The 26,562-nt window shown below is 71.5% G+C and carries 31 protein-coding genes; 15 read left to right on the forward strand and 16 right to left on the reverse strand.

The genetic code is table 11. The annotated features are described in order from the left end of the window. Window positions 1-87 precede the first annotated feature (87 nt). On the forward strand, window positions 88-342 hold the full coding sequence (locus tag KSO98_RS05790; protein ID WP_225284082.1) for a WhiB family transcriptional regulator: 255 nt from the start codon (window positions 88-90) through the stop codon (window positions 340-342). Window positions 343-406: 64 nt separating this feature from the next. Here the strand turns inward: KSO98_RS05790 and KSO98_RS05795 are convergent, their stop codons facing one another. Beyond that, on the reverse strand, window positions 407-1,891 hold the full coding sequence (locus tag KSO98_RS05795) for a sensor histidine kinase (RefSeq protein WP_225284083.1): 1,485 nt from the start codon (window positions 1,889-1,891) through the stop codon (window positions 407-409). 110 nt (window positions 1,892-2,001) lie between these two features. Between KSO98_RS05795 and KSO98_RS05800 the strand changes: the two genes are divergently transcribed. Next, window positions 2,002-2,754 (forward strand): DUF2785 domain-containing protein, encoded by a 753-nt coding sequence (locus tag KSO98_RS05800; RefSeq protein ID WP_225284084.1) that lies wholly within the window; start codon window positions 2,002-2,004, stop codon window positions 2,752-2,754. A gap of 81 nt (window positions 2,755-2,835) precedes the next feature. Here KSO98_RS05800 and KSO98_RS19030 read toward each other — a convergent pair whose 3' ends face one another. The 6 genes from KSO98_RS19030 to KSO98_RS05825 all read right to left on the reverse strand — a co-directional run bounded on the left by KSO98_RS19030 (window position 2,836) and on the right by KSO98_RS05825 (window position 6,202). Continuing rightward, on the reverse strand, window positions 2,836-2,910 hold the full coding sequence (locus tag KSO98_RS19030) for a 50S ribosomal protein bL37 (RefSeq protein ID WP_369759046.1): 75 nt from the start codon (window positions 2,908-2,910) through the stop codon (window positions 2,836-2,838). Between the two features lie 82 nt (window positions 2,911-2,992). Then, window positions 2,993-3,301 (reverse strand): mycothiol system anti-sigma-R factor, encoded by a 309-nt coding sequence (gene rsrA / locus KSO98_RS05805; RefSeq protein ID WP_225284086.1) that lies wholly within the window; start codon window positions 3,299-3,301, stop codon window positions 2,993-2,995. Next, entirely contained in the window at window positions 3,298-3,909 is a 612-nt protein-coding gene (locus KSO98_RS05810) for a sigma-70 family RNA polymerase sigma factor (protein ID WP_225284088.1), read from the reverse strand. Before KSO98_RS05810 ends, rsrA begins: the two co-directional genes overlap by 4 nt. Window positions 3,910-4,032: 123 nt before the next feature. Then, window positions 4,033-4,689: an alpha/beta hydrolase family protein gene (locus tag KSO98_RS05815; RefSeq protein WP_225284090.1), complete on the reverse strand. Its 657-nt coding sequence runs from the start codon at window positions 4,687-4,689 to the stop codon at window positions 4,033-4,035. Then, entirely contained in the window at window positions 4,686-5,441 is a 756-nt protein-coding gene (locus tag KSO98_RS05820; RefSeq protein ID WP_225284092.1) for an SOS response-associated peptidase, read from the reverse strand. Before KSO98_RS05820 ends, KSO98_RS05815 begins: the two co-directional genes overlap by 4 nt. Before the next feature lie 29 nt (window positions 5,442-5,470). Continuing rightward, window positions 5,471-6,202, reverse strand: a complete 732-nt coding sequence (locus KSO98_RS05825; RefSeq protein ID WP_225284094.1) for a hypothetical protein — start codon at window positions 6,200-6,202, stop codon at window positions 5,471-5,473. Between the two features lie 219 nt (window positions 6,203-6,421). On the opposite strand from KSO98_RS05825, the gene KSO98_RS05830 reads away from it, so the two are divergent. From KSO98_RS05830 to KSO98_RS05850, 5 genes are all read left to right on the forward strand, one after another. Then, window positions 6,422-8,902: a sigma-70 family RNA polymerase sigma factor gene (locus tag KSO98_RS05830; protein WP_225284096.1), complete on the forward strand. Its 2,481-nt coding sequence runs from the start codon at window positions 6,422-6,424 to the stop codon at window positions 8,900-8,902. Window positions 8,903-8,947: 45 nt separating this feature from the next. Beyond that, on the forward strand, window positions 8,948-9,880 hold the full coding sequence (locus tag KSO98_RS05835) for a DoxX family protein (RefSeq protein ID WP_225284097.1): 933 nt from the start codon (window positions 8,948-8,950) through the stop codon (window positions 9,878-9,880). Between the two features lie 48 nt (window positions 9,881-9,928). Next, entirely contained in the window at window positions 9,929-11,227 is a 1,299-nt protein-coding gene (aroA, locus tag KSO98_RS05840) for a 3-phosphoshikimate 1-carboxyvinyltransferase (protein WP_225284098.1), read from the forward strand. Further along, on the forward strand, window positions 11,228-12,250 hold the full coding sequence (gene rsgA / locus KSO98_RS05845; protein WP_225284099.1) for a ribosome small subunit-dependent GTPase A: 1,023 nt from the start codon (window positions 11,228-11,230) through the stop codon (window positions 12,248-12,250). Between the two features lie 118 nt (window positions 12,251-12,368). Then, window positions 12,369-12,581, forward strand: coding sequence for an RNA-binding S4 domain-containing protein (locus tag KSO98_RS05850; RefSeq protein ID WP_372457765.1), 213 nt, complete (start codon window positions 12,369-12,371; stop codon window positions 12,579-12,581). A gap of 22 nt (window positions 12,582-12,603) precedes the next feature. Here the strand turns inward: KSO98_RS05850 and KSO98_RS05855 are convergent, their stop codons facing one another. Next, window positions 12,604-12,975, reverse strand: a complete 372-nt coding sequence (locus KSO98_RS05855) for an FKBP-type peptidyl-prolyl cis-trans isomerase (RefSeq protein ID WP_225284100.1) — start codon at window positions 12,973-12,975, stop codon at window positions 12,604-12,606. A gap of 38 nt (window positions 12,976-13,013) precedes the next feature. Next, complete coding sequence (locus KSO98_RS05860; protein ID WP_225284101.1) at window positions 13,014-13,445, reverse strand: CBS domain-containing protein; 432 nt, start codon at window positions 13,443-13,445, stop codon at window positions 13,014-13,016. A gap of 75 nt (window positions 13,446-13,520) precedes the next feature. Here KSO98_RS05860 and KSO98_RS05865 point away from each other — a divergent pair, with 75 nt between their 5' ends. Next, a complete protein-coding gene (locus KSO98_RS05865) occupies window positions 13,521-13,919 on the forward strand; it encodes an SPFH domain-containing protein (RefSeq protein ID WP_225284102.1) in 399 nt (132 codons plus the stop codon). Here the strand turns inward: KSO98_RS05865 and hisN are convergent, their stop codons facing one another. Next, window positions 13,920-14,774, reverse strand: coding sequence for a histidinol-phosphatase (gene hisN / locus KSO98_RS05870; RefSeq protein WP_225284103.1), 855 nt, complete (start codon window positions 14,772-14,774; stop codon window positions 13,920-13,922). An 85-nt stretch (window positions 14,775-14,859) separates the two neighbouring features. On the opposite strand from hisN, the gene KSO98_RS05875 reads away from it, so the two are divergent. Beyond that, the gene (locus KSO98_RS05875; protein ID WP_225284104.1) at window positions 14,860-15,303 is read left to right on the forward strand and encodes a DUF2231 domain-containing protein; all 444 of its coding nucleotides are present in this window, start codon (window positions 14,860-14,862) and stop codon (window positions 15,301-15,303) included. A gap of 62 nt (window positions 15,304-15,365) precedes the next feature. Beyond that, window positions 15,366-17,249 (forward strand): methyl-accepting chemotaxis protein, encoded by a 1,884-nt coding sequence (locus KSO98_RS05880; protein ID WP_225284105.1) that lies wholly within the window; start codon window positions 15,366-15,368, stop codon window positions 17,247-17,249. Between the two features lie 18 nt (window positions 17,250-17,267). Here KSO98_RS05880 and KSO98_RS05885 read toward each other — a convergent pair whose 3' ends face one another. After that, window positions 17,268-18,458: a DUF445 domain-containing protein gene (locus tag KSO98_RS05885; protein WP_225284156.1), complete on the reverse strand. Its 1,191-nt coding sequence runs from the start codon at window positions 18,456-18,458 to the stop codon at window positions 17,268-17,270. Window positions 18,459-18,587: 129 nt separating this feature from the next. Between KSO98_RS05885 and KSO98_RS05890 the strand changes: the two genes are divergently transcribed. From KSO98_RS05890 to KSO98_RS05900, 3 genes are all read left to right on the forward strand, one after another. Continuing rightward, window positions 18,588-19,028 carry an FAD synthase family protein gene (locus tag KSO98_RS05890; protein WP_225284107.1) on the forward strand — a complete coding sequence of 147 codons (441 nt, stop codon included), beginning with the start codon at window positions 18,588-18,590 and terminating at the stop codon, window positions 19,026-19,028. 38 nt (window positions 19,029-19,066) lie between these two features. Next, window positions 19,067-19,309 carry a hypothetical protein gene (locus KSO98_RS05895; RefSeq protein WP_225284108.1) on the forward strand — a complete coding sequence of 81 codons (243 nt, stop codon included), beginning with the start codon at window positions 19,067-19,069 and terminating at the stop codon, window positions 19,307-19,309. A 199-nt stretch (window positions 19,310-19,508) separates the two neighbouring features. Continuing rightward, on the forward strand, window positions 19,509-20,546 hold the full coding sequence (locus tag KSO98_RS05900; RefSeq protein WP_225284109.1) for an esterase/lipase family protein: 1,038 nt from the start codon (window positions 19,509-19,511) through the stop codon (window positions 20,544-20,546). A gap of 120 nt (window positions 20,547-20,666) precedes the next feature. Here the strand turns inward: KSO98_RS05900 and KSO98_RS05905 are convergent, their stop codons facing one another. Further along, the gene (locus tag KSO98_RS05905) at window positions 20,667-21,146 is read right to left on the reverse strand and encodes an ATP-dependent zinc protease family protein (RefSeq protein WP_225284110.1); all 480 of its coding nucleotides are present in this window, start codon (window positions 21,144-21,146) and stop codon (window positions 20,667-20,669) included. 26 nt (window positions 21,147-21,172) lie between these two features. Between KSO98_RS05905 and rimK the strand changes: the two genes are divergently transcribed. Continuing rightward, the gene (gene rimK / locus KSO98_RS05910) at window positions 21,173-22,366 is read left to right on the forward strand and encodes a 30S ribosomal protein S6--L-glutamate ligase (protein ID WP_225284111.1); all 1,194 of its coding nucleotides are present in this window, start codon (window positions 21,173-21,175) and stop codon (window positions 22,364-22,366) included. On the opposite strand, the gene KSO98_RS05915 is transcribed toward rimK, so the two are convergent. Genes KSO98_RS05915 through KSO98_RS05925 form a run of 3 tightly spaced genes read right to left on the reverse strand, consistent with a single transcriptional unit; the run spans window position 22,326 to window position 25,188 of the window. After that, window positions 22,326-22,862, reverse strand: coding sequence for a GNAT family N-acetyltransferase (locus KSO98_RS05915; protein WP_225284112.1), 537 nt, complete (start codon window positions 22,860-22,862; stop codon window positions 22,326-22,328). The two genes, rimK and KSO98_RS05915, sit on opposite strands and share 41 nt — an antisense overlap. Before the next feature lie 23 nt (window positions 22,863-22,885). Continuing rightward, entirely contained in the window at window positions 22,886-23,974 is a 1,089-nt protein-coding gene (locus KSO98_RS05920; protein WP_225284113.1) for a carboxylate-amine ligase, read from the reverse strand. Then, window positions 23,971-25,188: a M20 metallopeptidase family protein gene (locus KSO98_RS05925; RefSeq protein WP_225284114.1), complete on the reverse strand. Its 1,218-nt coding sequence runs from the start codon at window positions 25,186-25,188 to the stop codon at window positions 23,971-23,973. Before KSO98_RS05925 ends, KSO98_RS05920 begins: the two co-directional genes overlap by 4 nt. 143 nt (window positions 25,189-25,331) lie before the next feature. Between KSO98_RS05925 and KSO98_RS05930 the strand changes: the two genes are divergently transcribed. After that, window positions 25,332-26,180, forward strand: coding sequence for an alpha/beta hydrolase family protein (locus KSO98_RS05930; RefSeq protein WP_225284115.1), 849 nt, complete (start codon window positions 25,332-25,334; stop codon window positions 26,178-26,180). A gap of 10 nt (window positions 26,181-26,190) precedes the next feature. On the opposite strand, the gene KSO98_RS05935 is transcribed toward KSO98_RS05930, so the two are convergent. After that, window positions 26,191-26,535: a hypothetical protein gene (locus KSO98_RS05935; protein WP_225284116.1), complete on the reverse strand. Its 345-nt coding sequence runs from the start codon at window positions 26,533-26,535 to the stop codon at window positions 26,191-26,193. Between the last annotated feature and the right edge of the window lie 27 nt (window positions 26,536-26,562).

Below are 26,562 nucleotides of genomic sequence, written 5' to 3' on the forward strand. Positions count from 1 at the left end.
GGCGTTCACACCATCGCGCCCGTGCGGTCGCTGAGGCACTGATCGTGCCGCTGCCCAGACGTAGTAGGAAGTAGGGATCCCCCGCCCATGGATTGGCGCCACCGTTCGGCATGCCTCGACGAGGACCCGGAGCTGTTCTTCCCCATCGGGAACACCGGCCCGGCCATCCTCCAGATCGAGGAGGCCAAGGCTGTCTGCCGTCGTTGCGACGTGCGTGAACAGTGCCTCCAGTGGGCTCTCGAGGCCGGTCAGGACCACGGGGTCTGGGGCGGTCTCTCCGAGGACGAGCGTCGCGCGCTGAAGCGCCGCAACGCCCGCGCCCGGGTCCGCTCCACCGTCTGAGCGTCCTCACTCCGGCCGCCTTCGGCGGCAGAACACTCGCAGGCTCGGCTCGTGACCTCGCTCCTCACTCCTCCAGCGGTACGTCGATCGTGGCCTGAGCGCCAGGACCGCCGGACCGCTGCTCGAGCCGCAGGCTGCCCTTGAGCTCGGACTCCACCAGCGTCTTGACGATGGAGAGCCCGAGGTTCGTCGACCGCTCGAGGTCGAAGCCCTCCGGCAGCCCGCGCCCGTGGTCCTCGACCACGACCCGGAGCCGGCCGCCGGTCCGAGCGACCCGCAGCGCGATGCGCCCGGTCTCATCCCCCGGGGAGGCGTCGGCGTAGCCGTGCTCCACGGCGTTCTGCAGCAGTTCGGTGAGCACCATCGCCAAGGCGGTGGCCATCTCGCTGGGCAGGGCGCCGAAGCTGCCGTCACGGCGCACGCGCACCGGTGCACCGACGGCGGAGACCTCGGTGACCATCACGCACAGACGATCCGCGATCTCGTCGAAGAGCACCTTCTGCTCGACAGCCTGCAGGCTCAGGGTCTCGTGGACGAGCGCGATCGACCCGACCCGTCGTACGGCCTCATCCAGCGCTGCCTTGGCGGCGGGCTCGCCGATCCGGCGCGACTGCAGGCGCAGCAGCGCGGCGACGGTCTGGAGGTTGTTCTTCACCCGGTGGTGGATCTCGCGGATGGTGGCGTCCTTGGTGACCAGCTCGCGATCGCGGCGGCGCAGGTCACTCACGTCGCGGACCAGCACCAAGGCGCCGATGTGGCGACCCTGCGGACGCAGCGGGATGGAGCGCACGATCAGGGAGACCGCCCGGGACGCGATCTCGGTGTCGCGGTACGCCCGGCCGCCGAGGACCGCGCTCAGCGTCTCCTCGTCGGGCCGGTCGCGCGGCGGCACCAGCCCACGGGTGAGATCGGCCAGCGAGGAGCCGGCCAGGTCGCCGGAGAGCCCCAGACGGCGGTAGACCGAGAGCGCGTTGGGGCTGGCGTAGACGACCACCCCGTCAGCGTCGACGCGCAGGAAGCCGTCGCCCACGCGCGGGGTGTCGGCATGGTCGCTGCGCTGGCCCGCGGCCGGGAACTCCCCGCCGGCGATCATCTGGGTGAGGTCGGAGGCGGTCTGGAGGTAGGTCAGCTCGAGCTGGCTGGGGGTGCGTACGCCCAGGAGGTTGGTGTTGCGGCTGATCACGGCGATGACCCGCTGCTGACGGCGGACCGGGATCGTCTCGACCCGTACCGGCACGTCGTCGCGCCACTCCGGATCCCCCTCGCGCACCAGTCGGCCCGCCGCGAACGCCTCGTCCAGGACCGGCCGACGACCCTCGGGGACGAAGGTGCCGACCATGTCGTCGACGTACGCCGTGGGACCGGTGGTGGGCCGCATCTGACCGGCGGCCCAGAAGCCCTTGCCCTCCCGATCGGGCAGCCAGAGGACGAGGTCGGCGAAGGACAGATCGGCGACGATCTGCCAGTCGGCCATGAGGAGCTGCAACCAGGAGACGTCGTCGTCGTCCAGGTCGGTGTGGCTCTGCGCGAGCTCGAACAGCGACGGCACGATCCACACACTAGTGAGGCCTCGGCATCTGAGAGGATGAGGGTATGTCCGGGTCATATTGGGAAGCAGTGCGCTCACAGGGGCTCGGTGTCCCCTCTGACCGCCCGCTGGTGGAGCTCACGACCGAGCTCACCCGCATGCTTGGCGACGCCGATCCCGACATCCGAGACGCGATCGCCTACCCGACCCTGTCGACGTGGATCGCGCGTGGCGTGTACGACGAGCTGCTCAGCGGACTGGGCGACGGCATGGCCGCCGGCCTGATCGCCGGACTGGGCGAGACCGGCACCGACAGCGTCTTCCGCCGCAGCTTCTCGGCACTAGTGCTGCGCGAGTGCATCGCGCGGGACAACGAGCGGCCCCTCGTGCCGGGAGGCAAGGTCCTGGAGTGGGGCGACCGGCTCGCGACGTGGCTGCTGCGCGAGCAGGACCTGCGCTCCGTCGTCCCGGGCAAGGGCCCGGCCCAGGCACTGGCGCACGGCGCTGACGCGCTCGCGACCCTCGCCCTCTCCCCGCACCTGGCGACGCCCGAGCTGACCGTCCTGCTCGACGTCGTCGCCGACCGCGTCCTGGCGTCCGTCGCGCTCGCCTACGCGCAGCACGACGCCGACCAGCTCGCCCGCGCCACCATCGCGGTGCTGCGCCGCAACGCGGTGCCGTTCTCCGTCGTCGAGACCTGGGTGGCTCGGGTGGGGGCGACCGACCGGGTCCCCGCGATCGCGCGCGACAACGCGGAGTCCTTCCTACGCGCCCTCTACCTCCAGCTCGCTCTGGGCCCGCAGCCGCCGGCCGTACGGGCGGATCTGCTGCTGGTCATGGTCGACGTGCTGCGCCGCCGCAACCCGGACCTGCGCAAGGGGTAGATCTCGACCCGCGGTCCCGCAGGCCCGGAAATAGCAGCGAGCCCCTGGCCGTGAGGCCGGGGGCTCGATTGCTTGATGCGCTCAGGCGTTGGGGCGCTTGCCGTGGTTCGCGCCCTTCTTCTTACGAGCGCGGCGCTTGCGGCCGGTCTTGCCCATGGTGTCCTCCTGGATCGATACGTATCGCCCACGAGGGGCAGGGGCCAGTCTCTCAAATCCGCCTCGAGAGGGCGAATCTGGGTCAGTCGTGGGTGATCTCCACGCGGACCTGCTGCAGGCGGAGCATGATCTTGGCGCGCAGCTCGCCGGGTGCGACCTCCGAGCAGGAGCGTGCGACGACCTGCTTCACGGTGCGCTGGAGGTCGTACTTGGCCAGGCACGGGTTGCACGAGTCGAGGTGCTGGCGCACCGCCGAGCAGTCGGCCTCGTCGAGCTCGTTGTCGATGAAGTACACGATCTGCTCGAGGTAGTCGGCACACTCCGCCGAGGTCGGCTCATCGGCCCCGCCGTGGGCGTGCTCGCTGTGCCCGTTGTCCAGGGAGGCGCTCATGCCACCGACTCCTTGACGTAGTCGGAGAGCAGGTCGCGCAGCTGGCGGCGACCGCGGTGCAGGCGGGACATCACGGTCCCGATCGGCGTCTCCATGATCTCGGCGATCTCCTTGTAGGCGAAGCCCTCGACATCCGCGAGGTAGACCGCGAGCCGGAACTCCTCGGGCAGACGCTGCAGCGCCTGCTTCACCTGGGAGTCGGGAAGGTGCTCGAGCGCCTCGGTCTCGGCGGACTTGAGCCCGTGCGAGGTGTGCGACTCGGCGCGCGCGAGCTGCCAGTCCTCGACGTCCTCGGACATCGACTGCTGGGGCTGGCGCTGCTTCTTGCGGTAGTTGTTGATGAAGGTGTTGGTGAGGATCCGGTACAGCCAGGCCTTCAGGTTGGTGCCAGGCTTGAACTGGTGGAAGGACGAGTACGCCTTGGCGAACGTCTCCTGCACCAGGTCCTCGGCATCGGCCGGGTTGCGGGTCATCCGCATCGCCGCGGAATAGAGCTGGTCGAGGAACGGCAGCGCGTCCGTCTCGAACCGCAGAGCGCGCTCTGCATCCGTCTCGGTCGCCGGGTCCACGGCGAGCGAGGCGGTCAGGTCATCGAAGGTGTCAGACATCGATGCCAAGAGTACGCGGCCATCATCAGCCGCGGTGGCGGATGTCGAGGGACGGTCGAGGCAGGCGATCATGTCCAGCACAACAGCGCGCCCTCGTGGCTCATTCCCCGCGCTCCGGGCGGGTCAGGCGCGGGTCCCGACGACCTCGCGGATCAGCCACTCCAGCGTCGACTCGACCAGGATCGCGTTGGCCTCCTCCTGGTCCAGCGGCCCCGTCTTCCCGACCCGCAGCGAGTGGTCCGCGGCGGGCACCACGACCAGGTCGATCGCGCCTGCCTGGCCGGGGAACTCGTCGGGTCGGCCCATCGGGTCACGCTCCCCCTGGATGACGAGCGTCGGCACTCCTGCGCCCAGCAGCTCCGCGACCCGGCTCTTCTCCGGCTTGCCCGGCGGATGCAGGGGGAAGGCCAGCGCGAGGCAGCCGACAGCACCGAGACTCGTCGCCGTACGGGCCGCGGAGCGGGCACCGGCCGAGCGGCCGCCGACGATCAGAGGGCTCGTGACGGCGAGGGCCTCGGCTGCGGCGGTGAGGCCCACGTCGAGGGTGGCCGGCGCGGAGGCGACGGGCCGGCCGGCGACACGCCACGGCTGCTCGAAGAGCGCGACGCTGATGCCCTCTGCGGGCAGCGCGCTGGCCAGCGCCTGGAGGTCGTGGGTCTCGATGCCGTTGCCGGCGCCGTGGCTCAGCAGGACCGTGGCGATGGGCGCCTCGGCCGCGTGGACCTCGAGCCTCCCGTCGCCGTACATGGTGGTGATCGTGGTGATCTGTGGGGTGCTCACAGCAACGACTCCTCGATGGCGGGGGTGAGGGGCAGCGGCTCGATCAGCTCGGGGCCGTTGTTGCGGACGTTGCTTACCAGGGCGCTGACCGGGTAGGCCTCGAGGCGACCGGGGGCGGCCGGCTCGAGCAGGGTGAGCGCAGCCGGGTGGGTGGGGTCGAGCCAGTCGTCCCAGCGGTCCGGCTCCACCATCAGCGGCATCCGGTCGTGGATCCGGCCGAGGTCGTCCTCGGCGGTGGTGGTGATGACGGTGCAGGTCCAGCGCCATGCGCCGGGCGCCTCCGCGTCCTCGATCGAGCGGTCGCGCCAGATCTCGTAGAGCCCGGCCATCGCGAGCACGCCGCCGTCGCGCGGGCGGATGAAGAACGGCTGCTTGACCGGCTTGCCCTTCGCGGTCGTCTGCGAGGTGGCGTACCACTCGTAGTAGCCGTCCGCGGGCACGATGCAGCGCCGCGAGGCGAACGCCTTGCGGAAGGACGGCTTCTCCGCGACCGTCTCCATCCGAGCGTTGATCATCCGGCTGCCGATGCTCGCGTCCTTCGCCCAGGACGGCACCAGACCCCAGTGCACCGCGCGCAGCTGGCGCTGCTGCGGTCGGTCCGGCTTGGCCGGCCGCTCGAGGACGGCGTAGACCTCGTCGGTCGGAGCCACGTTGTACGAGGCGGGCAGGGGCGCGGCGAGATAGGTCTCGTCGACACCGAACTCATCGGCGAGGTCGAGTGGGTCCCTGCTGGACGCGTAGCGGCCGCACATGGGGCCACAGTAGTGCGGACCCCGGCGCGTCAGGCGCGGGCGAGCTCGTCGAGCAGCGAGACCGCTGAGGCGTCGGAGCCGGGCAGGCCCTCGATCCAGACGCGGGAGGCCTCCGGCACGACCATCCGCCGCAGCAGGGAGACCCGGTCCGCGAGGCGCTCGTTGCGCGGCGCGACCACGACCACCTTGGTGGTGCCGATCTGGCCGATGGTCTCGCTGCCGGCGAAGACCGTACGGGCGGCGTCGCCGAGCAGCGCGAGGCGTCGTGCCACCGAGACCGGGTCCCGGACGTCGGCCGCGTGCCCCACGTCGGTGACGACCAGGGCATGGCTGCGGCTGACGCTGCTGGCCCCGATGGAGTCGGCGACGGCGTTGCGGTAGAGCTCAGCGATGCGTTCGCGGATGTGCGCGTGGGTGGAGAGACCGGTCAGGGGGTCGGCGCAGGAGAGGCCGTGCAGGTAGCCCAGCACGGACTCGCTCCAGGCCAGCGAGAGCGCGTGCGACTCGTCGAACACCGGGTCGCGGCCCACGACGAGCTGGGTGGTGGCGCGCAGTCCTTCCAGGCTCTCCCCGAGAGAGGCGCCCTGCTCCGCTTGCCTGCGACCCACCACCCAGCACGCCTCCATGGACGAGGTCCCAGCAGCCAGTGCCTCCCCTACCGCCTCGAACTGCGGGGCGAGCGCGCTCCGCAGGTCGTCGGTCAGCTCTGCACCGCTCTGCTGGTGCTCACGGCGTGTCCGCTGGCGGGCGAAGATCCCCACGTGAGCCTCCCTTGTCCATTCAGCTGTGCGGCGCCGCTGCGCCGTACGATGATGGGACGCGGACCCGACGCGGTCATGACGCGGTTCGGAGACTTTTTCAGGACTTTTTCGATCCTTGTTCGTTGACCGTGCCGCCGGCAGCAAGGCAGATCTGGGACGGGGGGATGACGGAATTGCGTCGATCGCGTCATGACGCGCGTCCGGCGACGTCAAGGTGTTGTGAGTGATGTGCACCAGGGTCAGCCCTCCGGGCTCGTGCCCCTCGATGAGCCCGGCGACGCCGAGCTGATCTCCGCCGTGCGCGGCGGCGATCTCGACTCGTACGGCCTGCTCTTCGCGCGACACGTCGACTCCGCCCGACGCCTGGCCCGGCAGCTGGTCTCGGCCGGCGACGTCGACGACCTGGTCTCGGACGCGTTCGCCAAGGTGCTCTCGGCGCTGCAGAAGGGCGGCGGCCCCGACCTGGCGTTCCGCGCCTACCTGCTGACCTCGCTGCGACGCCTCCACGTGGACAAGATGCGTGCCGGCGCACGCCTCACCACGACCGACGACATGACCGCATACGACCCGGGGATCGCCTTCGAGGACACCGCGATCTCGGGCTTCGACAACGCCGCGGCTGCCAAGGCGTTCGCGTCGCTGCCGGAGCGCTGGCAGCAGGTGCTGTGGCACACCGAGGTCGAGGGCCAGAAGCCGGCCGAGGTGGCGCCGCTGCTCGGCATCAGCGCCAACTCCGTCTCCGCCCTCGCCTACCGGGCCCGCGAGGGCCTGCGCCAGGCCTTCATCTCGATGCACGCCCAGGACGCGGCCGTCGACGCCTGCGCCACGGCCCGCGCCAACCTCGGCGCGTACCTGCGCGGCGGGATCTCGCGCCGCGACGGCGCCAAGGTCGAGGAGCACCTCGGCGGCTGCCGTGAGTGCAGCGCGATCTATCTCGAGCTCACCGAGGTCAACAACGACCTCGGCGCCGTGCTCGCGCCGATGCTGCTCGGCAGCGCCGGTGCCGGCTACCTCGCCGCCGCACACGTCGGCGCGATCGCCGCGACCAAGGGCGGCGTGCTGCTCTTCCTCGACCGTGGCAAGGACTGGGTGCTGCACAACCCTGTTGGCCGGGTCGCGGCCGGAGCCACGGGTGTGGTGGCCGCGGCCGCTGTCGTCGCGGCCGCCGCTCTCTCGTACGGCGGCTCGTCCCCGCAGGCCGCCCCGACCACGCGGCCACCGGCCTCCTCACCCAGCACCGCGCCCGCGACCCAGGCGCCGGCCCCGCCGCCCTCGAAGACCGCCACGCAGTCGGCGGGCCGGCCGCCCGCGACCGCGACGGCGACCACGCCTCCGGTCGCTCCGGCGACCACCGCGGCGACCGCCCTGGCGCCGCCGAGCGCCCCGCGCTCCGGGCTGGAGATCAGGACGCCGCTCCGACCGGTGGTCGCGCGGTCCTCCACCTCGCCCGTCACGATCGACCTGACCAAGGGCGCGGTCGCCCCGAACGGCTACCCGATCAGGATCAGGTCGGCCTCGGTGACCAGGCCGTCCCACGGCACCGTCGTCATCGACCGTGCGGCGGCCCGGGTGCCGGCCGGCCGCACGCTCGCCCCGTTCGCCGCCCGTACGGTCACGCCCAGCGCCGCCCCGCACACCACCGTCACCTACACCCCGGACGCGGGCTGGCGCGGCACGGACACGATCACCTACGTCCTCACCGACGGCCACGGCGGCACCGCCCGCGGCAGCGTCGAGGTCCGCACGCCCAACACCCCTCCGGTCGCCGGCGACGACAGCGCCCGGGCGAGCAACGGATGGCTGACCACCGCCGCACCGATCTCGATCGACGTGCTCGCCAACGACAGCGACGCCAACCACGACGCGCTGGCGATCAAGGCGGTGACGAAGCCCGAGCGCGGCCGCGCGACCATCGTCGGCGGCACCATCCACTACACCCCACCGGTGGGGTCCGACGCTGCCAGTGACACGTTCGGCTACACCGTCCGCGACGGCCACGGCGGCACCGCCCACGCGACCGTCACCGTCCACCTCGGCGCGCTGCCCGACCGCGCACCGGTGGCGGGATCGTTCACGGCGAGCACCGCGTACGGGTCCCCGGTGACCGTCGCTCTCAGCGCCCACGCCTCCGACCCGGACGGCGATCTCCTGAGCTACACGATCGGCGACGCCCCGGCACACGGGACGGTGGTGATCGCACCCGACGGCGCCGCCACGTACACCCCGTCCGCCGGCTACTCCGGCCCGGACTCGTTCGGCTACACCGCCACCGACCCCGCCGGCGCCTCCGCGTCAGGCACGGTCGCGCTCACCGTCGACCCGCTCTCCTCCGACCTCGCCTTGATCTCGCATCCGATCACCGTCGGCGGGAGCTACGAGCACGTCCACCTCAGCGTCCGTGGCATTCCCGCCGACCACACTGCCTCGTTCCACATCCACATCACCGGCATCACGGGCTGGGCGGCCGGCCAGACCGATGCGCTGGGACCGGTCGCGTCGGGTTGCACGCTGCCCACCGCTCCCAGCGGCACGCTCGACCTGACCTGCACCGTCGATCGCGACGGCGAGCTTCTTCACCTCGACTTCGACGTCAGCGATCCGTGGAGCGTCGATGCCTCACTGACGCCGCAGGGCTTCGTCGACAGCACCGGCGGCGACACCACCTTCCACCGCGCGACCGGCGACACGCTGGGGTCCTAGAGGTCTGGGCGCATGCGCCGCGCGAAGCGGGGTAACCGGCCCTGCATGAGCCTGAGCCGAACCATCGCGCGTCCCCTGCTGGCCTCGATCTTCCTGGTCGGTCCCATCTCCACGCTGCGCAACTCGTCCGGCGCAGCCAAGAAGGCGGAGCCGGTCACCGACCCGCTCGTCCGTTTCCTTCAGCGCGCCGGCGTGCCGATCACGCACGACCCGGAGAAGCTGGTGAAGATCAACGCCGGCGTGCAGCTCGCCGCCGGCCTGTGCCTGGCGACCGGTCGGCTGCCGCGGCTCTCGGCAGCCGTGCTCGCCACCTCGCTGGTGCCGACCACGGTCGCAGCGCACGACTTCTGGAACGAGACCGACCCGGAGGTCCGCAAGCAGCAGCAGATCCAGCTCGCCAAGAACGTCTCCCTGCTGGGCGGTCTGCTGATCGCCGCCGGTGACACCGACGGCAAGCCGGGCGTCGCATGGCTGGCCAAGCACGCCGTCAGCGACGTACGCCGCGACCTGGGGCACGCCGCCCACACCGCCAAGCTCGAGAGCAAGGTGGTGGCCCTGGAGGCCGACCGCGGCACGGCCGCCGTCGGCGCAACCGTCGGCACGGCACTGCTCGCCGCCGGCAAGCACGCCAAGGAGGTCGCCCAGGAGAAGGGCCCGGTCGTCGCAGCCGCGGCCCGTGAGCACGCTGGCGTGCTCGCCGCGAGCGCCACGGCTGCCGCGCAGGAGGCCCGTGCCGAGGCCGCGCCGGTCATCGAGGACCTGCGCAAGGAGGCCCGCAAGAAGGCGAAGAGGGCTCGCAAGCAGGCCGCGCCGATGATCAAGGACCTGCGCAAGGACGCCCAGAAGAGGGCCAAGAAGGCCCGCAAGCACGCCAAGAAGCAGGCGCCCGCGATCGCTGCGGCCGCTCGCGACCAGGCCGCAGCAGCTCGCGCGCAGGCGATGGCGGTCGGCGAGCTGGCCAAGGCGAAGCTCGTCTGAGTCCCAGCAGAAGCACGACGCGGGGCCGGGCCTCGGTAGGCTGCGGTCGTGACGCAGTCCCCGATCGCCGACCCTTGGCCCGCCCCGCGCGTGAGCGCGCCGATCGACGCGACGCTCTCGCTGCCCGGCAGCAAGTCGCTGATGAACCGCGCCCTCGTGCTGGCCGCGATCGCTGACGGACCTTCCGTCGTACGTCGGGCGCTGCGCTCGCGCGACTCCTCGCTCATGGCCGGGGCCCTGACAGCGCTCGGCACCCAGATCGACACCAGCGGCGAGGACTGGTCGGTCACCCCGGCCACCTTCGACCAGGACGGCGCCATCGACGTCGGCCTGGCCGGCACCGTGATGCGTTTCGTGCCGCCGGTCGCGGCGCTCAACAGCGGCAGGATCGCCTTCGACGGCGACGAGTACATGCGCCAGCGCCCGATCGGCGAGGTGCTCAAGGCGCTGCGCGGCCTGGGCGTCGACGCCCAGGGCGACGCGCTCCCCTTCACCCTCGCCGGTGACGGCTCCGTGCCCGGCGGCGTGGTCACGATCGACGCCTCCGGCTCGAGCCAGTTCGTCAGCGCGCTCCTCCTGGCCGGCGCCCGCTATGACGCCGGCGTCGAGATCCGCCACGAGGGCGAGCCGGTGCCCTCGCTGCCCCACATCGAGATGACGGTGTCGATGCTGCGCGAGCACGGCGTCCAGGTCGACGACGCTCAGCCCGACCGCTGGGTGGTCGCGCCCGGCCCGGTCAAGGCGCTCGATCGCACCATCGAGCCCGATCTGTCCAACGCCGCGCCGTTCCTCGCGCTGGCCGCGATCTCCGGCGGACGGGTGGTCGTGCGCGACTGGCCCGAGACCACCGACCAGCCCGGCGACGAGCTGCGCACGATCCTGACGCTGATGGGCTGCCACGTGGAGATGACCGACGCCGGCCTGGCCGTCTCCGGCCCCGGGAGCGGCGGCCTGCGCGGCCTCGAGATGGACCTGCGCGACGTCGGTGAGCTGACCCCGGCGATCGCGGCGCTGTGCGCGCTGGCGAGCACGCCGTCCCGGCTGACCGGTGTGGCCCACATCCGCGGTCACGAGACGGACCGGCTGACGGCCCTGGCCACCGAGCTCAACGCGCTCGGCGCCGACGTCGACGAGCTGCCCGACGGCCTCGTCATCCGCCCCGCTCCCCTGCACGGCGGTGTCTTCCACACCTACGCCGACCACCGGATGGCGCATGCCGGTGTGATCATCGGCGCCGCCGTCGACGGCATCCTGGTCGAGAACGTCGGCACCACCTCCAAGACGTTCACGGACTTCGCACCCTTCTGGTCGGCGCTCTTCGAGCCGACCACGACGCCGGGGGCCTGATTGAACCGCCGCTACTCCGAGCACGACCCCGAGCACTACGACCGGCCCAACCGGCGAGGCTCGCGACCGCGCACGAAGGAGCGGCCCACGTACGCCGACGCGGTCCCTGGTGTCATCGTCACCGTCGACCGCGGTCGCTTCACGGTGATGGTCGCCGGCCGGCTGATCTGGGCGGTCAAGGCCCGCCCGCTGGGCCGCAAGGGCGTCGTCGTGGGTGACCGCGTCCGGCTCGAGGGCGACGTCTCGGGTGTCGACGGCAGTCTCGCCCGCATCGTCGAGGTCGAGGAGCGTACGACCGTCCTGCGCCGTACCGCCGACGACGACGATCCGTACGAGCGCGTCATCGTCGCGAACGCGACCCAGCTGGTGGTGGTGACCGCGCTGGCCGACCCCGAGCCGCGGCACGGGCTGATCGACCGGGCGCTGGTCGCGGCCTACGACGCCGGGCTCTCGCCGCTGCTGTGCCTCACGAAGGCCGACCTGGCCGACCCGGAGATCCTGCTGTCGACCTACCGCGCCCTCGGCGTGCCGTGGGTCGTCACGCACGGCGTCAACCAGCCGGGCGGTGGCGACCTGAGCGAGCTGCGCGAGCGGCTCGAGGGCCAGTCCAGCGTCCTGCTCGGCCACTCCGGCGTCGGCAAGTCGACGCTGGTCAACGCGCTCGTCCCCGATGCGAGGCGGGAGGTCGGCCATGTCAACGCGGTCACCGGCCGCGGTCGCCACACCTCGACCTCGGCCCTGATGCTCCGGCTGCCGGACGCGGGCGACGACCTCACCCGGGGGTGGATCATCGACACCCCCGGCATCCGCTCCTTCGGGCTGGCCCACGTCGAGCCGGAGCACCTGATCGAGGCGTTCCCCGACCTGGACGAGATGACCGAGGACTGCCCGCGCGGATGTACGCACGGCGCGGACGAGCCGGAGTGCGGCCTGGACGAGGCCGTCGAGCGCGGCGACGCCGACCCGGAGCGGGTGATGTCGTTCCGGCGCCTGCTGGACGCGCGCTCGGTCTCGTCCTACTGACGATCAGTGGGAGACTGGCGCGGTGTTCGGTCGTAAGAAGAAGTCCGCAGAGCCCCAGCCCGTCGAGGCGGTCGAGCCGCAGGGCCCGCAGATCGATGACGTGCCCATCCGCGAGGAGATGATCCGACTCGGGCAGTTCCTCAAGCTCGCGAACCTGGTCGAGCACGGCGGCGAGGCCAAGGAGGTCATCGCGGCCGGCGAGGTTCAGGTCAACGGCGAGATCGACACCCGCCGGGGTCGCCAGCTCCACGTCGGCGATGTCGTGGAGCTGCGCGGGCAGGCCGCCCGACCGGTCAGCGAGGCTGACTACGTGGACGACCTGCCCTGGTGATCTGCGGTCACCGCAGGAACGATCAGCCGACGCTGAGCAGGTCCACGACGAAGACGAGGGTCTCGTTGGGCTTGATCACGCCGAGGTCGCGCTGGCCGTAGCCGAGGTGCGGCGGGATGATCAGCTGACGGCGGCCACCGACCTTCATGCCCTGGACGCCCTGGTCCCAACCGGCGATGACCCGGCCGCCGCCGAGCGGGAACTGGAAGGCGGCACCGCGGTTGTACGAGGCGTCGAACTCCTCGCCGGTGCTCAGCGCGACACCCACGTAGTGGACCGCGACGGTCTTGCCGGCGACGGCCTCGTCGCCGTCACCGACGGTGATGTCCTTGATGACGAGGTCGGTGTAGGTCTCCGACGGGTCGATGAAGTCGATCTCAGGCTTCTGGCTCATGCACCCAGCCTATCGAGGCGCCCCGCGCGAGCCCGATCTCAGACCTGGTGGACGTAGCTCTCCAGCTGGTCGCGCTCGAAGCTGAGCTCCTCGATCCGGTGCTTGACCAGGTCACCGATGCTGATCACGCCGACCAGTGCCCCGTCGGTGACCACGGGCAGGTGCCGGAAGCGGCCCTCGGTCATCTGGGCCATCACCTGGTCGAGGGTGTCGCCGGTGGCGCACGTGGTGACCTGGCTGGTCATGATCGCCGCGACCGGCTGGTCGAGGACCGCGGGGTCGGCGTGCAGCCGGCGTACGACATCGCGCTCGCTGACGATGCCGTCGAGGCCCTCGCCGTCGTCGCTGACGACGCAGGCGCCGATGTTGTGCTCGGCCAGCACGGCGAGCAGCTCGCGGACAGAGGCGTCGCGACCGATGGTCACGACGCCGGAGGACGGCTTGGCCGCCAAGATCTCTCCGATGCGCATGCTGCGACCGTAGACCCGCGGATGATGCCTCGGCTAGATCCGTGGGTACCTCTCCCTGAAACGAAGGGAGTCGTCATGTCCATGACTGGTTGGATCATTCTCGCGGTCGTCATCGTGGTGGTGCTGCTGCTGGCGCTCGCGGTGTGGCGCTCGGCGGAGCGCAAGAAGCGCAGCGCCCGCGCGGAGGCTCTGCGCGAGGAGGCCCGTACGCGCGCCCCGGAGATCGGCTCGACCCGCACCGAGGCGCAGGAGGCCGAGGTACGCGCGGACGCCGCTCGCCTCGAGGCCGAGCGCGCCCAGCGCGAGGCGGAGGCCGCCCAGACCGCCCTGGCGCAGCAGGAGGCCGCGCACGAGGACCGGCTGCGCGAGGCGGACCGCCTCGACCCGGAGGTGAACCACAAGGCCCGTGACTACGAGCCCACGCCGCCCAGCACCGGCACGTCCAGCACCGGCACGCACCGCGCCGAGGACTGATCAGGGGCGACGCAGCGGCGTGACCGAGCCGGGGCCGCTGGTAGGCCAGTCCGGGTCGTCGCCGTCGGGCACGCTGCCCAGGAACGAGAGGGCGGCATCGTGCAGGTGGCCGTTGGTCGCCAGCGCGTTGCCGCCCCACGGGCCGTCCTCGCCGTCGAGCGAGGTGAAGATGCCGCCGGCCTCGGTCACGATCGGGACGAGCGCGGCCATGTCGTAGACCTCGAGCTCGGGCTCGGCGGCGATGTCGACGGCGCCCTCGGCGAGCAGCATGTACGACCAGAAGTCGCCGTACCCGCGCGTGCGCCAGCAGCGCCGCATCAACGCCATGAAGTCGTCGAGCCGGCCGCGCTCCTCCCAGCCGTCGAGGGAGGCGTACGCCAGGGAGGCGTCCTCCAGCCGACGCACGTCGGAGACCTGGTTGCGGGTCGCCTTCATCAGCGACTTGCCGGTCCAGCTGCCCTGGTCCTTGCTGGCCCACCAGCGGCGGCCCAGCAGGGGCGCAGAGACCACGGACATGACGACCTCGTCCTCGACGGCGAGCGAGATCAGGGTGGCCCAGACCGGCACGCCACGGACGAAGTTCTTGGTGCCGTCGATCGGGTCGACGATCCAACGACGTGCGGCCGTGCCCGAGGAGCCCTCCTCCTCGCCGGTGATCGCGTCGCGCGAGCGGGCCCGGGAGAGCGTACGGCGGATCGACTCCTCGACGGCCTGGTCGGCGTCGCTGACCGGCGTGAGGTCCGGCTTGGTCATGACGTGCAGGTCCAACGCCTTGAACCGGTCGGCACTGATCGAGTCGGCGTCGTCGGCCAGCAGGTGCGCGAGACGCAGGTCATCGGTGTAGTCGGTCGCCACAGGCTCACCCTAGTGGCCACGCGCTCCACGCACTCCTCACCGATGTCTTCAGGTGCGTATCAGGTGGGTTCGGCACGATGGCCCCATGACGATCAACGGCCTCCCGCTCCATCCGCTCGTCGTGCACGGCGCGGTGGTCGCCGCCCCGCTGGCCGGGCTGCTCGCCGTCGGCTACGCGATCCCGCGGATGCGCGACCGCCTGCGTCCGTGGGTCCTTGCCCTCGGCGTGATCTCCGCGGTGCTGGTCTGGTTCGCCGCGTTCACCGGCGGCGACCTGGAGAGCACGATGCACCTCGTCCCCGGAACACCGGGGGCGGAGGCGATCCGCCACCACGAGGACCTCGCCGGCAAGCTCCAGTTCTCCACCTGGGTCCTCGGTGCACTGGCACTGCTCGGCTGGTGGCTGCACGAGCGGCCTGGCGCCGCCCGTACGGCCGTGTCGGTCCTTCTCCCGATCGGCGGCATCGCGGTGATCGTGCTCTGTGTGATGACCGGCGATGCCGGTGCGCGCGCCGTCTGGGTGAACTGAGCACCGCCCCGTCACGGAGGGTCCCCGCCTCAGATGGACGGGGCTCCGGCCGATCGACAGGCGTGACTCTCGACCTCGATCTCGCGCCCATCACCCAGCCGTCGCTCGGATACGGCATCGTCGACGCGATGACGATCGGGGCCTTCGTGGTCGATCCCGACTTCCGCGTGCTGCACGCGAACGCGATCGCGATCGCCGATGCCCGCGCGATGACCGGTCAGCCGATCACCCTCGAGGCGATGATCGGCGCCGACTTCGCGATCATGCTGCCGCAGAACCCGGAGCTCGCCGGGGCCGTTCGCGACCCCCAGCGACTGCCCGTCACCTTGCGCACCGCCGTAGGCGCACGCAGCGTCGAGGTCTCTCTCAGCGCGATCCGCGACGCGAACGGCGCCTACCACGGCGCCCTGTGCAGCGCCGTCGACATCACCGACCGGGTCACGGCCGAGCGCACCGCCGCCGACGCCGAGACCGACGCGGCGACGACCAACACCCTCCTCACCCGCCTCGCCGGCGCCGAGAACCGCGCCACGACGATGCAGACCGTCCTCGACGTCCTCGCCGAGCGCTGGCAGCTTCCGTACCTCGCGTACTGGGCGATCGACGACGCCGGCGGGATGGCCGCCGTGCAGGACGCCGGCGTGCCCGGCATCCGCGAGCAGGGACGCGCGCTCGACGCGCAGGTCCGGTGGGAGAAGGGCGACGGCCTGTGCGGCAAGGCCTGGTCGAGCCGCGACCTGTACTACATCGCTGACGTGGCCGCAGCGACCGACGCGGACTGGGCCGGCGCCCAGGAGGCCGCCGAGGCCGGTGTGAAGTCGGCGCTCGCCCTGCCGATCACGACCGACGGCGAGGTGATCGGCGCGATCGAGATCGCCTTCGACGTCGAGCTGCTCCTGTCCGAGCAGCGGAAGGCCGCGATCCGGTCGATCGCCCAGATCATCTCCGAGGCGATGGAGCGCGCGAGCGCCACCGAGCGCGCTGCCGCCGAGGCGGAGGAGAGCAAGCGCCGCCTCGAGGAGCTGCTGGTCTTCGTCCGCGGGGTCGCCGCCGGCGACCTCGCCTCGGACACCGACGTCGTCGGCACCGACGACCTGGGCCAGATGGGCACCGGTCTCAACGAGCTGGTCAGCGCGTTCCGCTCCTCGATCGACCAGATCAACCGTACGGCCGACGCGCTCAACCTGGCCTCCGGTGAGCTCACCGCGGTCGCGCAGGGCATGGACGAGGGCGCCGCCCAGACCACCGACCGCGCCTCCACGGCGTCGGCGGCCTCGGTCGAGGTCTCCGCCTCCATCCAGACGGTGGCGACCGCTGCCGAGCAGATGACCGCCTCGATCAGCGAGATCGCGCGCAACGCCACGGACGCGTCCTCGGTCGCCACCCAGGCCGTCGGCGTCGCCAGCGGCGCGCAGGGCACCGTCGCCTCGCTCGGCGAGGCGAGCGCCGAGATCGGCAAGGTCGTCAAGACGATCACCTCGATCGCCGCCCAGACCAACCTGCTCGCCCTCAACGCCACCATCGAGGCCGCCCGGGCCGGCGATGCCGGTCGCGGCTTCGCCGTGGTCGCCAACGAGGTCAAGGAGCTCTCCAGCCAGACCGCGCGGGCCACCGAGGAGATCAGCCAGCGGATCGCGGCGATCCAGGGAAGCACCACCGACGCTGTCGAGGCGATCGCGCAGATCACCGGCGTGATCACCGAGATCAACGACATCACCGGCACCATCGCCAGCGCGGTGGAGGAGCAGACCGCCACCACCAACGAGATCGCCCGCTCGGTGACCGAGGCCGCCAACGGCGCCAACGGGATCGCCGAGGACGCCACCCAGGTCGCCCGCGCCGCTGCGGAGACTCAGGCCGGCGCACAGGGCACGCTGGACGCGGCCACCCGGCTCACCTCGATGGCCGGGGAGCTCAAGGACCTGGTCGGCCACTTCCGCCTGTGACGAGGGGCGGTCCTCCGGTCAGAGGGCCGTCGACACGGCGTGGATCAGCACGCCGACCAGACCACCGACGATGGTGCCGTTGATCCGGATGAACTGCAGGTCGCGGCCCACGTGCAGCTCGATGCGCTCGGAGGCCTCCTTGCCGTCCCAGCGCTCGATGGTGTGGGTGATGACGGCGGTGGCCTCCTTGCCGTACCGCTTCACGACGTAGACGACGCTGTCGGCGGCGATGCCGTCGAGGCGCTCCTGCAGCGCGTCGTCGCCCGACAGGCGTGCGCCGAACCGGGTGACCTCCTCGACCAGGCGGGCGCGCAGCGCGCCCTCGTCGTCGTTGAGCGCGGTCGTGAGTGCGCGCCGGAAGGCGTTCCACAGGTCGATCGAGGTCGCGAGCACCTGCGGGTGCTCGAGCAGGCGCAGCTTGAACCGCTCGGCGCGTTCCTGCGTGCCCGCGTCGTGTTGCAGGTTGTCGGCGAGCTCGCCGAGGAGCTGGTCGAGCGCGACCCGCGCCCGGTGGTGCGGGTCGCGGCGGATCTCGGCGACCCAGCGCACGATCTCGACGTGGATCCGCGCCGCCGCGGGCTCGCGCAGCGCGGGTGGGACCCACCACGGCGCCCGCTCCCCCAGCACATCGGTGACCGTCTCGGGGTGGGTCTGCAGCCAGCCGTGCAGCTCGACCAGGGCCAGATCGACCAGGCCGTGGTGCAGGTCGTCGGCCAAGGCGCCCTCGAGCGCGCCGCCGAGCAACGGCGCGATCGGCTCCTCGGCGAAGCGTGGGACGAGGACGTCGTGGACCAGCTCGGCGATGTGCTCCTCGCGGATCCTGCCCAGGCCGGCCGCCGCGACCGTGGAGACCTCGTCGACGAGCGTGCGGGCGTTGGCCTCCTGCGCCAGCCAGGCCGCGGCGCGGCGGGCAGGCCGGACGACCGCGATCCGCTCGCGCAGCACGTCCTCGGCGAGGAAGTTCTCACCGACGAACTCCTCCAGGCTGTGCCCGATGTCGTCCTTGCGGCGCGGGATCAGCGCGGTGTGCGGGATCGGCAGCCCGAGGGGGTGCCGGAAGAGCGCGGTGACCGCGAACCAGTCCGCCATCGCACCGACCATCGATGCCTCCGCGCCGGCGTTGACGAAGCCCAGGAAGCCGTCGTGATGCAGGGTCAGGAGGAAGACGATCGCCGCCACCACGAGGAGCGATGTCGCCACCGTCCGCATCCTCCGCAGCGCGCGTCGGCGGGCTTCGTCGGCGGTCGTGTCCGTGATCGGGCTGGCCGTCGTCATGCAGGTGATTCTGCCCTCTCCGCTGATTCTTTCCGGACGGCACTCACGTGACAGAATTCTCTAATGCACAATCGCACGGTCATCACCTTCGGTACGTTCGACGTCTTCCATGTCGGCCATCTCCGTGTGATCGAGCGTGCGGCCCATCTCGGCACCCGGCTGATCGTCGGGGTGAGCGCTGATGCACTCAACATGCGCAAGAAGAACCGGGCCCCTGTCTTCAGCCAGGCCGAGCGTCTCGCGATCGTCGGATCGCTCAAGCAGGTCGACGAGGTCTTCCTCGAGGAGAGCCTCGAGCTCAAGCGCCACTACATCCTCTCGTACGGCGCCGACGTCCTCGTGATGGGTGACGACTGGGAGGGTCGCTTCGACGAGTTCCGCGACATCTGCGAGGTCGTCTACCTGCCCCGCACGCCGGCGATCTCGACGACTGCGCTGATCGAGAAGATCGCCGGCTCCGGCCTCATCGGCATGCCGGGCGCCGAGCCCGCTCTCTCCGCCTGACACGTAACCCCTCCGCTGCGGTGGTCGTTGTCCCGAGCATGGACGACACGCTGCTGCTGCTCACCGAACGGCTGCCGCGCCGGCGGCGCGATCTCGCCCTCGACATCTGCGTCGAGGTGATCGCGATCGCCCCGGAGCTGCCCGGCGGGCACCCCGGACGCGCCGCGCGCAGCGCCGTGATGCTGCTGCTGGAGCTGGCGATGCCGGATCTGAGCGAGCGTCACCGCAGCGACCTGGCCCACGCCGCCGAGCGCGCGGTCGTGATGTCCCACGGCGCGTGAGCCGGCGGAGGCCGTCACACGGTGCGAGCGGTCATCACACCGCAGCCCGCGACGTACTCCTTGAACGGTCGGCAGGACGAGCTCGGCACCGCGTAGGGGCCGGCTGACCCACGCCGAGGAGCGCGCACCTGTCGCCGCCTGCTCAGCCAGGGGCCGAGCACGCGTCGTAACCCGTGTCTGCACGAGACGTTGTCCGGACATGCTCCGTCGCCTGCTGCTCGTCCTCGTCGTCCTGCTTGCCTGCGAGCACGCTGTCCCATCGGCGTACGCGCACGGCGGCGGGTACGCCCCGCTGAACCGGAGCGGGCCGTCGCTCAGCGTGCCCCGAGCAAGTCTCCGGGCCGCGATCACCTGCCACGGCGACCCGCATGCCGCGCCCGAGCCGGTGCTGCTCAACCCGGCGACCAGCGTGACGCCGGCGGAGAACTACTCGTGGAACTACGAGAAGGCCTTCACGCGCCAGGGCAGGTACTGGTGCGCAGTCACCATGCCCCATCACACCTTCGGCGACATCCAGACGGCCGCCGAGTACCTCGTCTTCGCGATCAGGCGGATGCACGCGACCACCGGACGCCGGATCGCGATCCTCGGCCACAGCCAGGGCGGGATGAGCATGCGCTGGGCGCTGCGGTTCTGGCCCGCGACCCGCCCCATGGTCGACGACGTGATCGGGATGGCGGGTGACAATCACGGCACCACGATGCTGGTCGGCTGCGTCCCGCACGTCACCACGTGCACCCCGGCGGTGTGGCAGCAGCTGCGCGGCTCGGCCTTCATGCGCGCGCTCAACTCGCGTACCGAGACCTTCGCCGGGATCAGCTACACCGAGATCTACACGCACACCGACGAGGTGGTCACACCCAGCACGGGCGACGACCCTTCCTCGGCCCTGCACACCGGGCGCGGCAGGATCTCGAACGTCGCCACCCAGTCGATCTGTCCGCTCGAGGTCTACGAGCACCTCATGACGGGCACGGTCAGCCCGACCACGTACGCCTTGGTGATGGACGCCCTCGACCACCCGGGCCCGGCCGTACCCGCGCGCATCGCCCGTACGGTCTGCGGCCGGCTCTACATGCCGGGCATCGATCCGCTCGACGTGACCGGCTTCCTGCCGTTGATGAGTGCGCTGCCGAGCCTGGCGAGCACCGAGCTTCCGCTCGTCACGCTCTCGGGCGCCCCGATGCTGAGCGCCGAGCCCCCGCTGCGCTGCTACGTGTTCAAGAAGGGCTGCTAGCCGTGGCGTACGGCGACGCCCCGCGTCGCGTCACGTCCCAGACCGACTCCGACTCGACCGCGGCACCCCACGTCACTCGGCCGTGCGCGAGGGCCAGGTCGGCCGTGCGCGAGGGCCGAGTCAGCCATCTTCGCGGCGGTTGGCGCGACGTACGTCGCGAGGCGGCTTGCCGCCCAGGTAGGAGGCCGAGGAGTCGACCAGGAAGCCACGCTTGAGCAGTTCGCGACCGACCAGCATCCGGAAGCCCATCGCGTCGCGGCGGGTGAGGGTGACCTCGGCGGGCACGACCCTTCCGCACAGCCGCACATCGATGAGGACGACGTGGCGCTCCTCGGTGTGCCCCGACGAGGAGCGGACGTGGCGGGTGTCGTGGACGGGCAGCTCGACCCGGATCGGGTCGGCCGTCGAGCGCTGCCACGGGTGGATCTCGAAGCGCACCCAGGCCGCGCCGTGGCGCTCGAACCGCTCGAGCCCGAACGCGTGCAACGATGACGTCTGGGCGCCGGTGTCTATCTTGGCCTTGAGCCAGTCGACGCCGACACCCGGTAGACCGACCCATTCACGCCAGCCGATGGTGCGGGTGGGATCGTTTCTCGACACGTCGCCTATCCAATCAGGATTCCCTCGTGAAGATCGCCATCTTGTCCCGTGCGCCCCGGAGCTACAGCACCCAGCGCCTCCGCCAGGCCGCCCACGACCGGGGACACAGGGTCAAGGTGCTCAACACGCTGCGGTTCGCCATCGACCTCTCGGGCGACGAGCCGGACCTGCACTTCCGGGGCAAGCAGCTCTCGGAGTACGACGCGATCCTGCCGCGCATCGGCGCCTCGATCACCTACTACGGCACCGCCGTGGTGCGGCAGTTCGAGCAGATGGACGTCTACACCCCCAACACCGCCAGCGGCATCACCAACTCCCGCGACAAGCTGCGGGCCAACCAGATCCTCTCGCGCCACGACATCGCGATGCCGCCGACCGCGTTCGTCCGCAACCGCGCCGACGTCGTCCCCGCGATCCAGCGCGTCGGCGGCGCGCCGGTCATCATCAAGCTGCTCGAGGGCACCCAGGGCATCGGCGTGATCCTGGCGCCGGACATCAAGGTCGCCGAGGCGATCATCGAGACGCTGCACTCCACGCGTCACAACGTCCTGATCCAGAAGTTCATCAAGGAGTCCAAGGGCCGTGACATCCGCGCGCTCGTCGTGGGCGACCGGGTGGTGGCCGCGATGCGTCGTACGGCCCAGGGCGAGGACTTCCGTTCCAACGTCCACCGCGGCGGCACGGTCGAGCGCGTCGACCTCGACCCCGAGTACGAGCGCACCGCCGTGCGCGCCGCCCAGATCATGGGCCTCAAGGTCGCCGGGGTGGACATGCTGGAGAGCGACGAGGGCCCGCTGGTGATGGAGGTCAACTCCTCCCCCGGTCTCGAGGGCATCGAGACCGCCACCAAGCTCGACGTGGCCGGCGCGATCATCGACTACATCGACAACCAGGTCGCCTTCCCGCAGATCGACGTACGCGAGCGGCTCGCGGTCTCCACCGGGTACGGCGTGGCGGAGCTGGTCGTGCACGGGGACGCCGACCTGGTCGGCGTCACGCTCGGCGACTCCGGCCTGCGCGAGCGCGACATCACCGTCCTCACCCTGCACCGCGGCTCGATGGTGATCCCCAACCCCAACGCCGGCAACATCCTCGAGGCCGAGGATCGGCTGCTGTGCTGGGGCCGGCTCGAGGAGATGCGGACGATGATCCCGGACCGGCCCAAGCGCCGCCCGCGGGTCAAGAAGCTGCCGAAGAACCCTCTCCCGGAGAACGACTGAGATCCAGGCTCAGGATGGTCAGGTCGAGCCAGCGGTCGAACTTGGTGCCGACCTCGCGGATCGTGCCGACCTTCTCGAAGCCGAGCCGCTCGTGCAGCACGATCGAGCCGGTGTTCCCGGCCTCGATGTCCGCGATCATCACCCGCTTGCCGGCATCGCGCGCGAGCACGATGAGCTGCTCCAGCAGCGCGCGCCCGATGCCGCGCCCCTGCGCCTGCGGCGACAGGTAGATGGAGTCGTCGACCGTGTAGCGGTAGCCCTCCTTGACGCGCCAGGTGCCGAAGCCGGCGTACCCGACGACGACGCCGTCGATCTCGGCGACCAGCATCGCGTCGCGCTCGAGGTGCTCCTGCAGCCACTCCTGCGCTGCCTCGGGCGTCAGCTCGACGCCCGTCCACAGCGCCGTCGTGTCGCGGATCGCGGCGTTGCGGATAGCGCGTACGGCCTCCACGTCCTCGGCGACGGCAAGGCGGATCGTGTAGGGCACGGCACTCATGCCCGGATCGTAGAGAACGGTGCTCAGGTCCGCCCGACCAGGTCGTCGACGACCGCGCCGAACCCGCCCTCGCGGCGCGCTTCGCGCTGCTGGCGTGCGCCGGTGCCGCGCTCGCGGATCCGCGCCAGCCCCTCGCGCACCAGCATCTCGTCACCGGACTCCTTGAGGGCGGAGGCGACGTCATCGAGCAGGTCGTCGACCAGGTCCCAGGCGCCCACCAGGTCACCGGTGAGCGGCTCGACGAGCCGGTCCTCCATCCCCCATCGCGCGGCGCGCCAGGTCGCGGCGCGGAGCAGGTCGCTGCGGATCGGCGGCGCCTCGACACCGGCGGCGGCGTCCTCGGCCGCGGTGGAGACCATCGCCCGGATCAGCGCGGCGATGGTGCCGGCGTCCTCGGCGTCGGCGCACACGTCGCAGGCCCGGACCTCCACGGTCGGGTAGCGGGCGGAGAGCCGGGCGTCGAAGCAGATCATCGCCTCGTCGAGTGCGGCGCCGCTGGCCACGAGGCCGGCGCGCACCCGCTCGTACTCCTCGACGCTGCCGAAGACATCGGGCACCCCAGCGGTCGGCCACTGTCCCCACAGCACGGTGCGGTAGCTGGCGTATCCGGTGTCCTCGCCGGCGAGGAAGGGCGAGTTCGCGCTGAGCGCGCGCAGCAGCGGCAGCCGGCCGCGGATCCGGTCGAGCACCGCGACGCCCTCCTCGGGCGAGGCGATCGAGACGTGCACGTGCATGCCGCAGGCGAGCTGGGCCATCGCGACCCGTCCGAAGGCCCTGGTCATCCGCTCGTAGCGCTCGTCGGCGGTGGTCGTCACGTCCTCGTCGAGCGGGCTGGTCGCCGAGGGCACCAGCCGTACGCCGCGACTGCGCGCCGCCTCCGCGAGTGCCGCGCGCCGTCCGCGCAGGTCAGCGAGTAGGTCCTCGATGCTCGCATGCGGAGCTGTGCCGAGCTCGGCCTGCTGCTGCATGAACTCCTGGTCGAAGTTCCCCTCCGAGTCGTGCGCCGCGCTCCGCTCCGCCTGCGCCACGACCCGCTCCCCCTCGGCCGCCAGGAACGGCGACCGGTTCTGGACGAGCAGGAACTCCTCCTCGACCCCCACGGTGCGTGTCATGGGCCGTCAGTGCCCACTCGGCCCACGATCGAAGCGTCGGTGCCGGCGATGTATCCGGACAGGAGGGCGAGCGCCACGTCCCGTACGGCCTCGTCCGGCGGGCGGAAGGTCGGGTGGTGGAGACCGGCGGGCGGCAGGCCCGGGTGCGGGTCGACGCCGACGAACATCATCAGGATCCGCGCGACGTCGCCGTAGTGCGAGAAGTCGTCGGCGCCGCAGGAGCGCAGCGGCGCGGAGACCTCGAAGCCGGCCTCGGTGAGCCACGGGTGGGTGGCCGCGGTCAGCAGCGGGTCGTTGACCAGGGCCGGTTCGCCGTCCTGGATCTCGATGTCGGCGTGGCAGCCGAACGCCTCGGCCACGTGGGTCGCGATCGTCCGGATCTCCTGGTGGACCGCGAGCCGCTCGCCGGTCTCCAGGAGCCGCAGCGTGCCACGGGCGTGGGCCTCGTCGGGGATGACGTTGGCCGCCGAGCCGGCATGCACCGAGCCGATCGTCAGCACCGCCGGGTGGAGCGGGTCGATCCGGCGGCTGACGACCTGCTGCAACGCGACGATCACCTGCGCCATGGCGACCACGGGATCACGGGTCAGGTGGGGGTAGCCGCCGTGCCCGCCGCGGCCGGTGATGCGGATGTCGAGCTCGTCGGTGCTGGCGTTGACCGCGCCCTCCGTCGCGGCGATGACGCCGCGGGCCAGCAACGGCTGCACATGGGCACCGATCACCGCCCGTACGTCGTGCTCCTGCAGCGCCTTGGCCGCCACGATCTCCTTGGCGCCCGACGGCGGGCGCTCCTCCCGAGGCTGCAGGATGACCAGCAGTGGCACCGGCAGCTCGACACGCTGGGCCGCCCGCGCCAGTGCCGCGACGGCCGCGAGGTGGACGTCGTGACCGCAGGCGTGCATGGCGCCGTTGGTGGCGGCGTCGTGGGAGCCGGTGTGCTCGGTGAGCGGCAGAGCGTCGAGCTCGGCGCGGATCGCGACACTGGGTCCGCTCGCCGCCCCGATCCGGATCAGCCGGCCGACGTCGGCGATCACCTCGGTGCTCGTCACCGCACCCCCGGCAGCGATCGCCTCGCTCACCCGCGCCGCGGTCCGCTCCTCCTCGCCGGAGAGCTCCGGAGCTGCGTGGACGCGCCGACGCAGCTCCATCGCCGCGGGTAGCTCCAGGTCGAGCGCGGTCCGCAGCGCGGCCATCGTCGTCGCACGTCGGTCCATGCTTCCCGACGATACGAGAGTCGCGAAACGGCTTCGTCGGGGGCGTGATGTCGGGCACGGGTCGCAGGCCCCTGACGGCGGGCCCGTGAAGCCGTGAGGAAAGTGTTCGACGGTCCACACATGCGCTGCGCCACCCTGAGGACGTGGCAACCGAACGCGTCTGGATCCCGAGCTCCACCGGCCCGCTGCTGGCCGGCCTCATCGACCACCCCGAGGGCCCGCTGCGCGGGTGGGGCGTCTTCGTCCACGGCTTCACCCTCGGCAAGGACCATCTCTCGGTGGCGCGGACCTGCCGTCAGCTCGCCGCGAAGGGCGTCGGCATGCTGCGCTTCGACGCGCTCGGCATCGGCGAATCGGAGGGCCGATGGGGCGACGGCGGCTTCTCGACGAAGGTCGCCGACGCCGCCCGTGCTGTCGAGCACCTGACCGATCGTGGGATGTCGCCCGGCTTGCTGGTGGGCCACTCGTGGGGCGGTGCCGCGGCAATCGCTGCCGCGACCCGGCTCCAGCAGATCACGTGTGTCGCGACCATCAACGCCCCGGCCGACCCGACCCACGTGCAGCACCACTTCGCGCCGGTCCTGGAGGAGGTGATGACGACCGGGAGCGCGCCCTGGACCGTCGCCGGGCGCACCCTGACGCTGACGCGCGAGATGGTCGAGGACGTGCGCCGTGCCAGCATCCGCGCCGAGGTGGCCACTCTGGGCCGCCCCCTCCTCGTGTTGCACTCCCCGAGCGACGCGACGGTCGACATCAACCATGCCGCCGAGCTCTTCATGACCGCGCGCCATCCGCGCAGCTTCGTCTCGCTCGAGGAGGCCGATCATCTGCTCACCAGGGCCGGTCGGGCACAGCGCGCGGCCAAGGTGATCAGCGCCTGGGCCGGACCGTACCTGCGTGCGTCCCTCGCCCAGCCGCCCGTCGGCCAGCACCCCGCGGCGCGGGAGGAAGCGGGCCTGCTGACGCGGGCGGGCGACCCCGCGACCGTCTGACCTGACGAGGTCACACCGCCGGGTCGGAACCCTTCGCCCGCTGCTCGCGCTGCTCCTGCAGGCGCTGCTCGGCGGCCTCGAGGTAGGCCAGGCACGGCGCCTCGGCGTCCGGGTGCTTCTCGCGCAGGTGGAAGATCCAACGATCCATCGCCGCCATGTAGCCGTTGTCCTGGCCCGGCCGGTAGACCGACCAGGCGCGATCGGGTCGACCCGCCTTGTTGCCCGGGACGCTGCACTCGGCGCAGGTGATCTTGTAGACGAACTGGTCGTCGGCGCCGAGCTCGATCTTCACCGAGCCGAGCGGCCCAGCCTCGGCCGAGGCCTTGCGCTCACGCGCGGACCGGCTCGCCACCATGGTGCACTCCTCTGTCGTCGACCTTGT

It is taken from the genome of Nocardioides nematodiphilus, from assembly GCF_020216525.1.
GTDB lineage: Bacteria > Actinomycetota > Actinomycetes > Propionibacteriales > Nocardioidaceae > Nocardioides > Nocardioides nematodiphilus.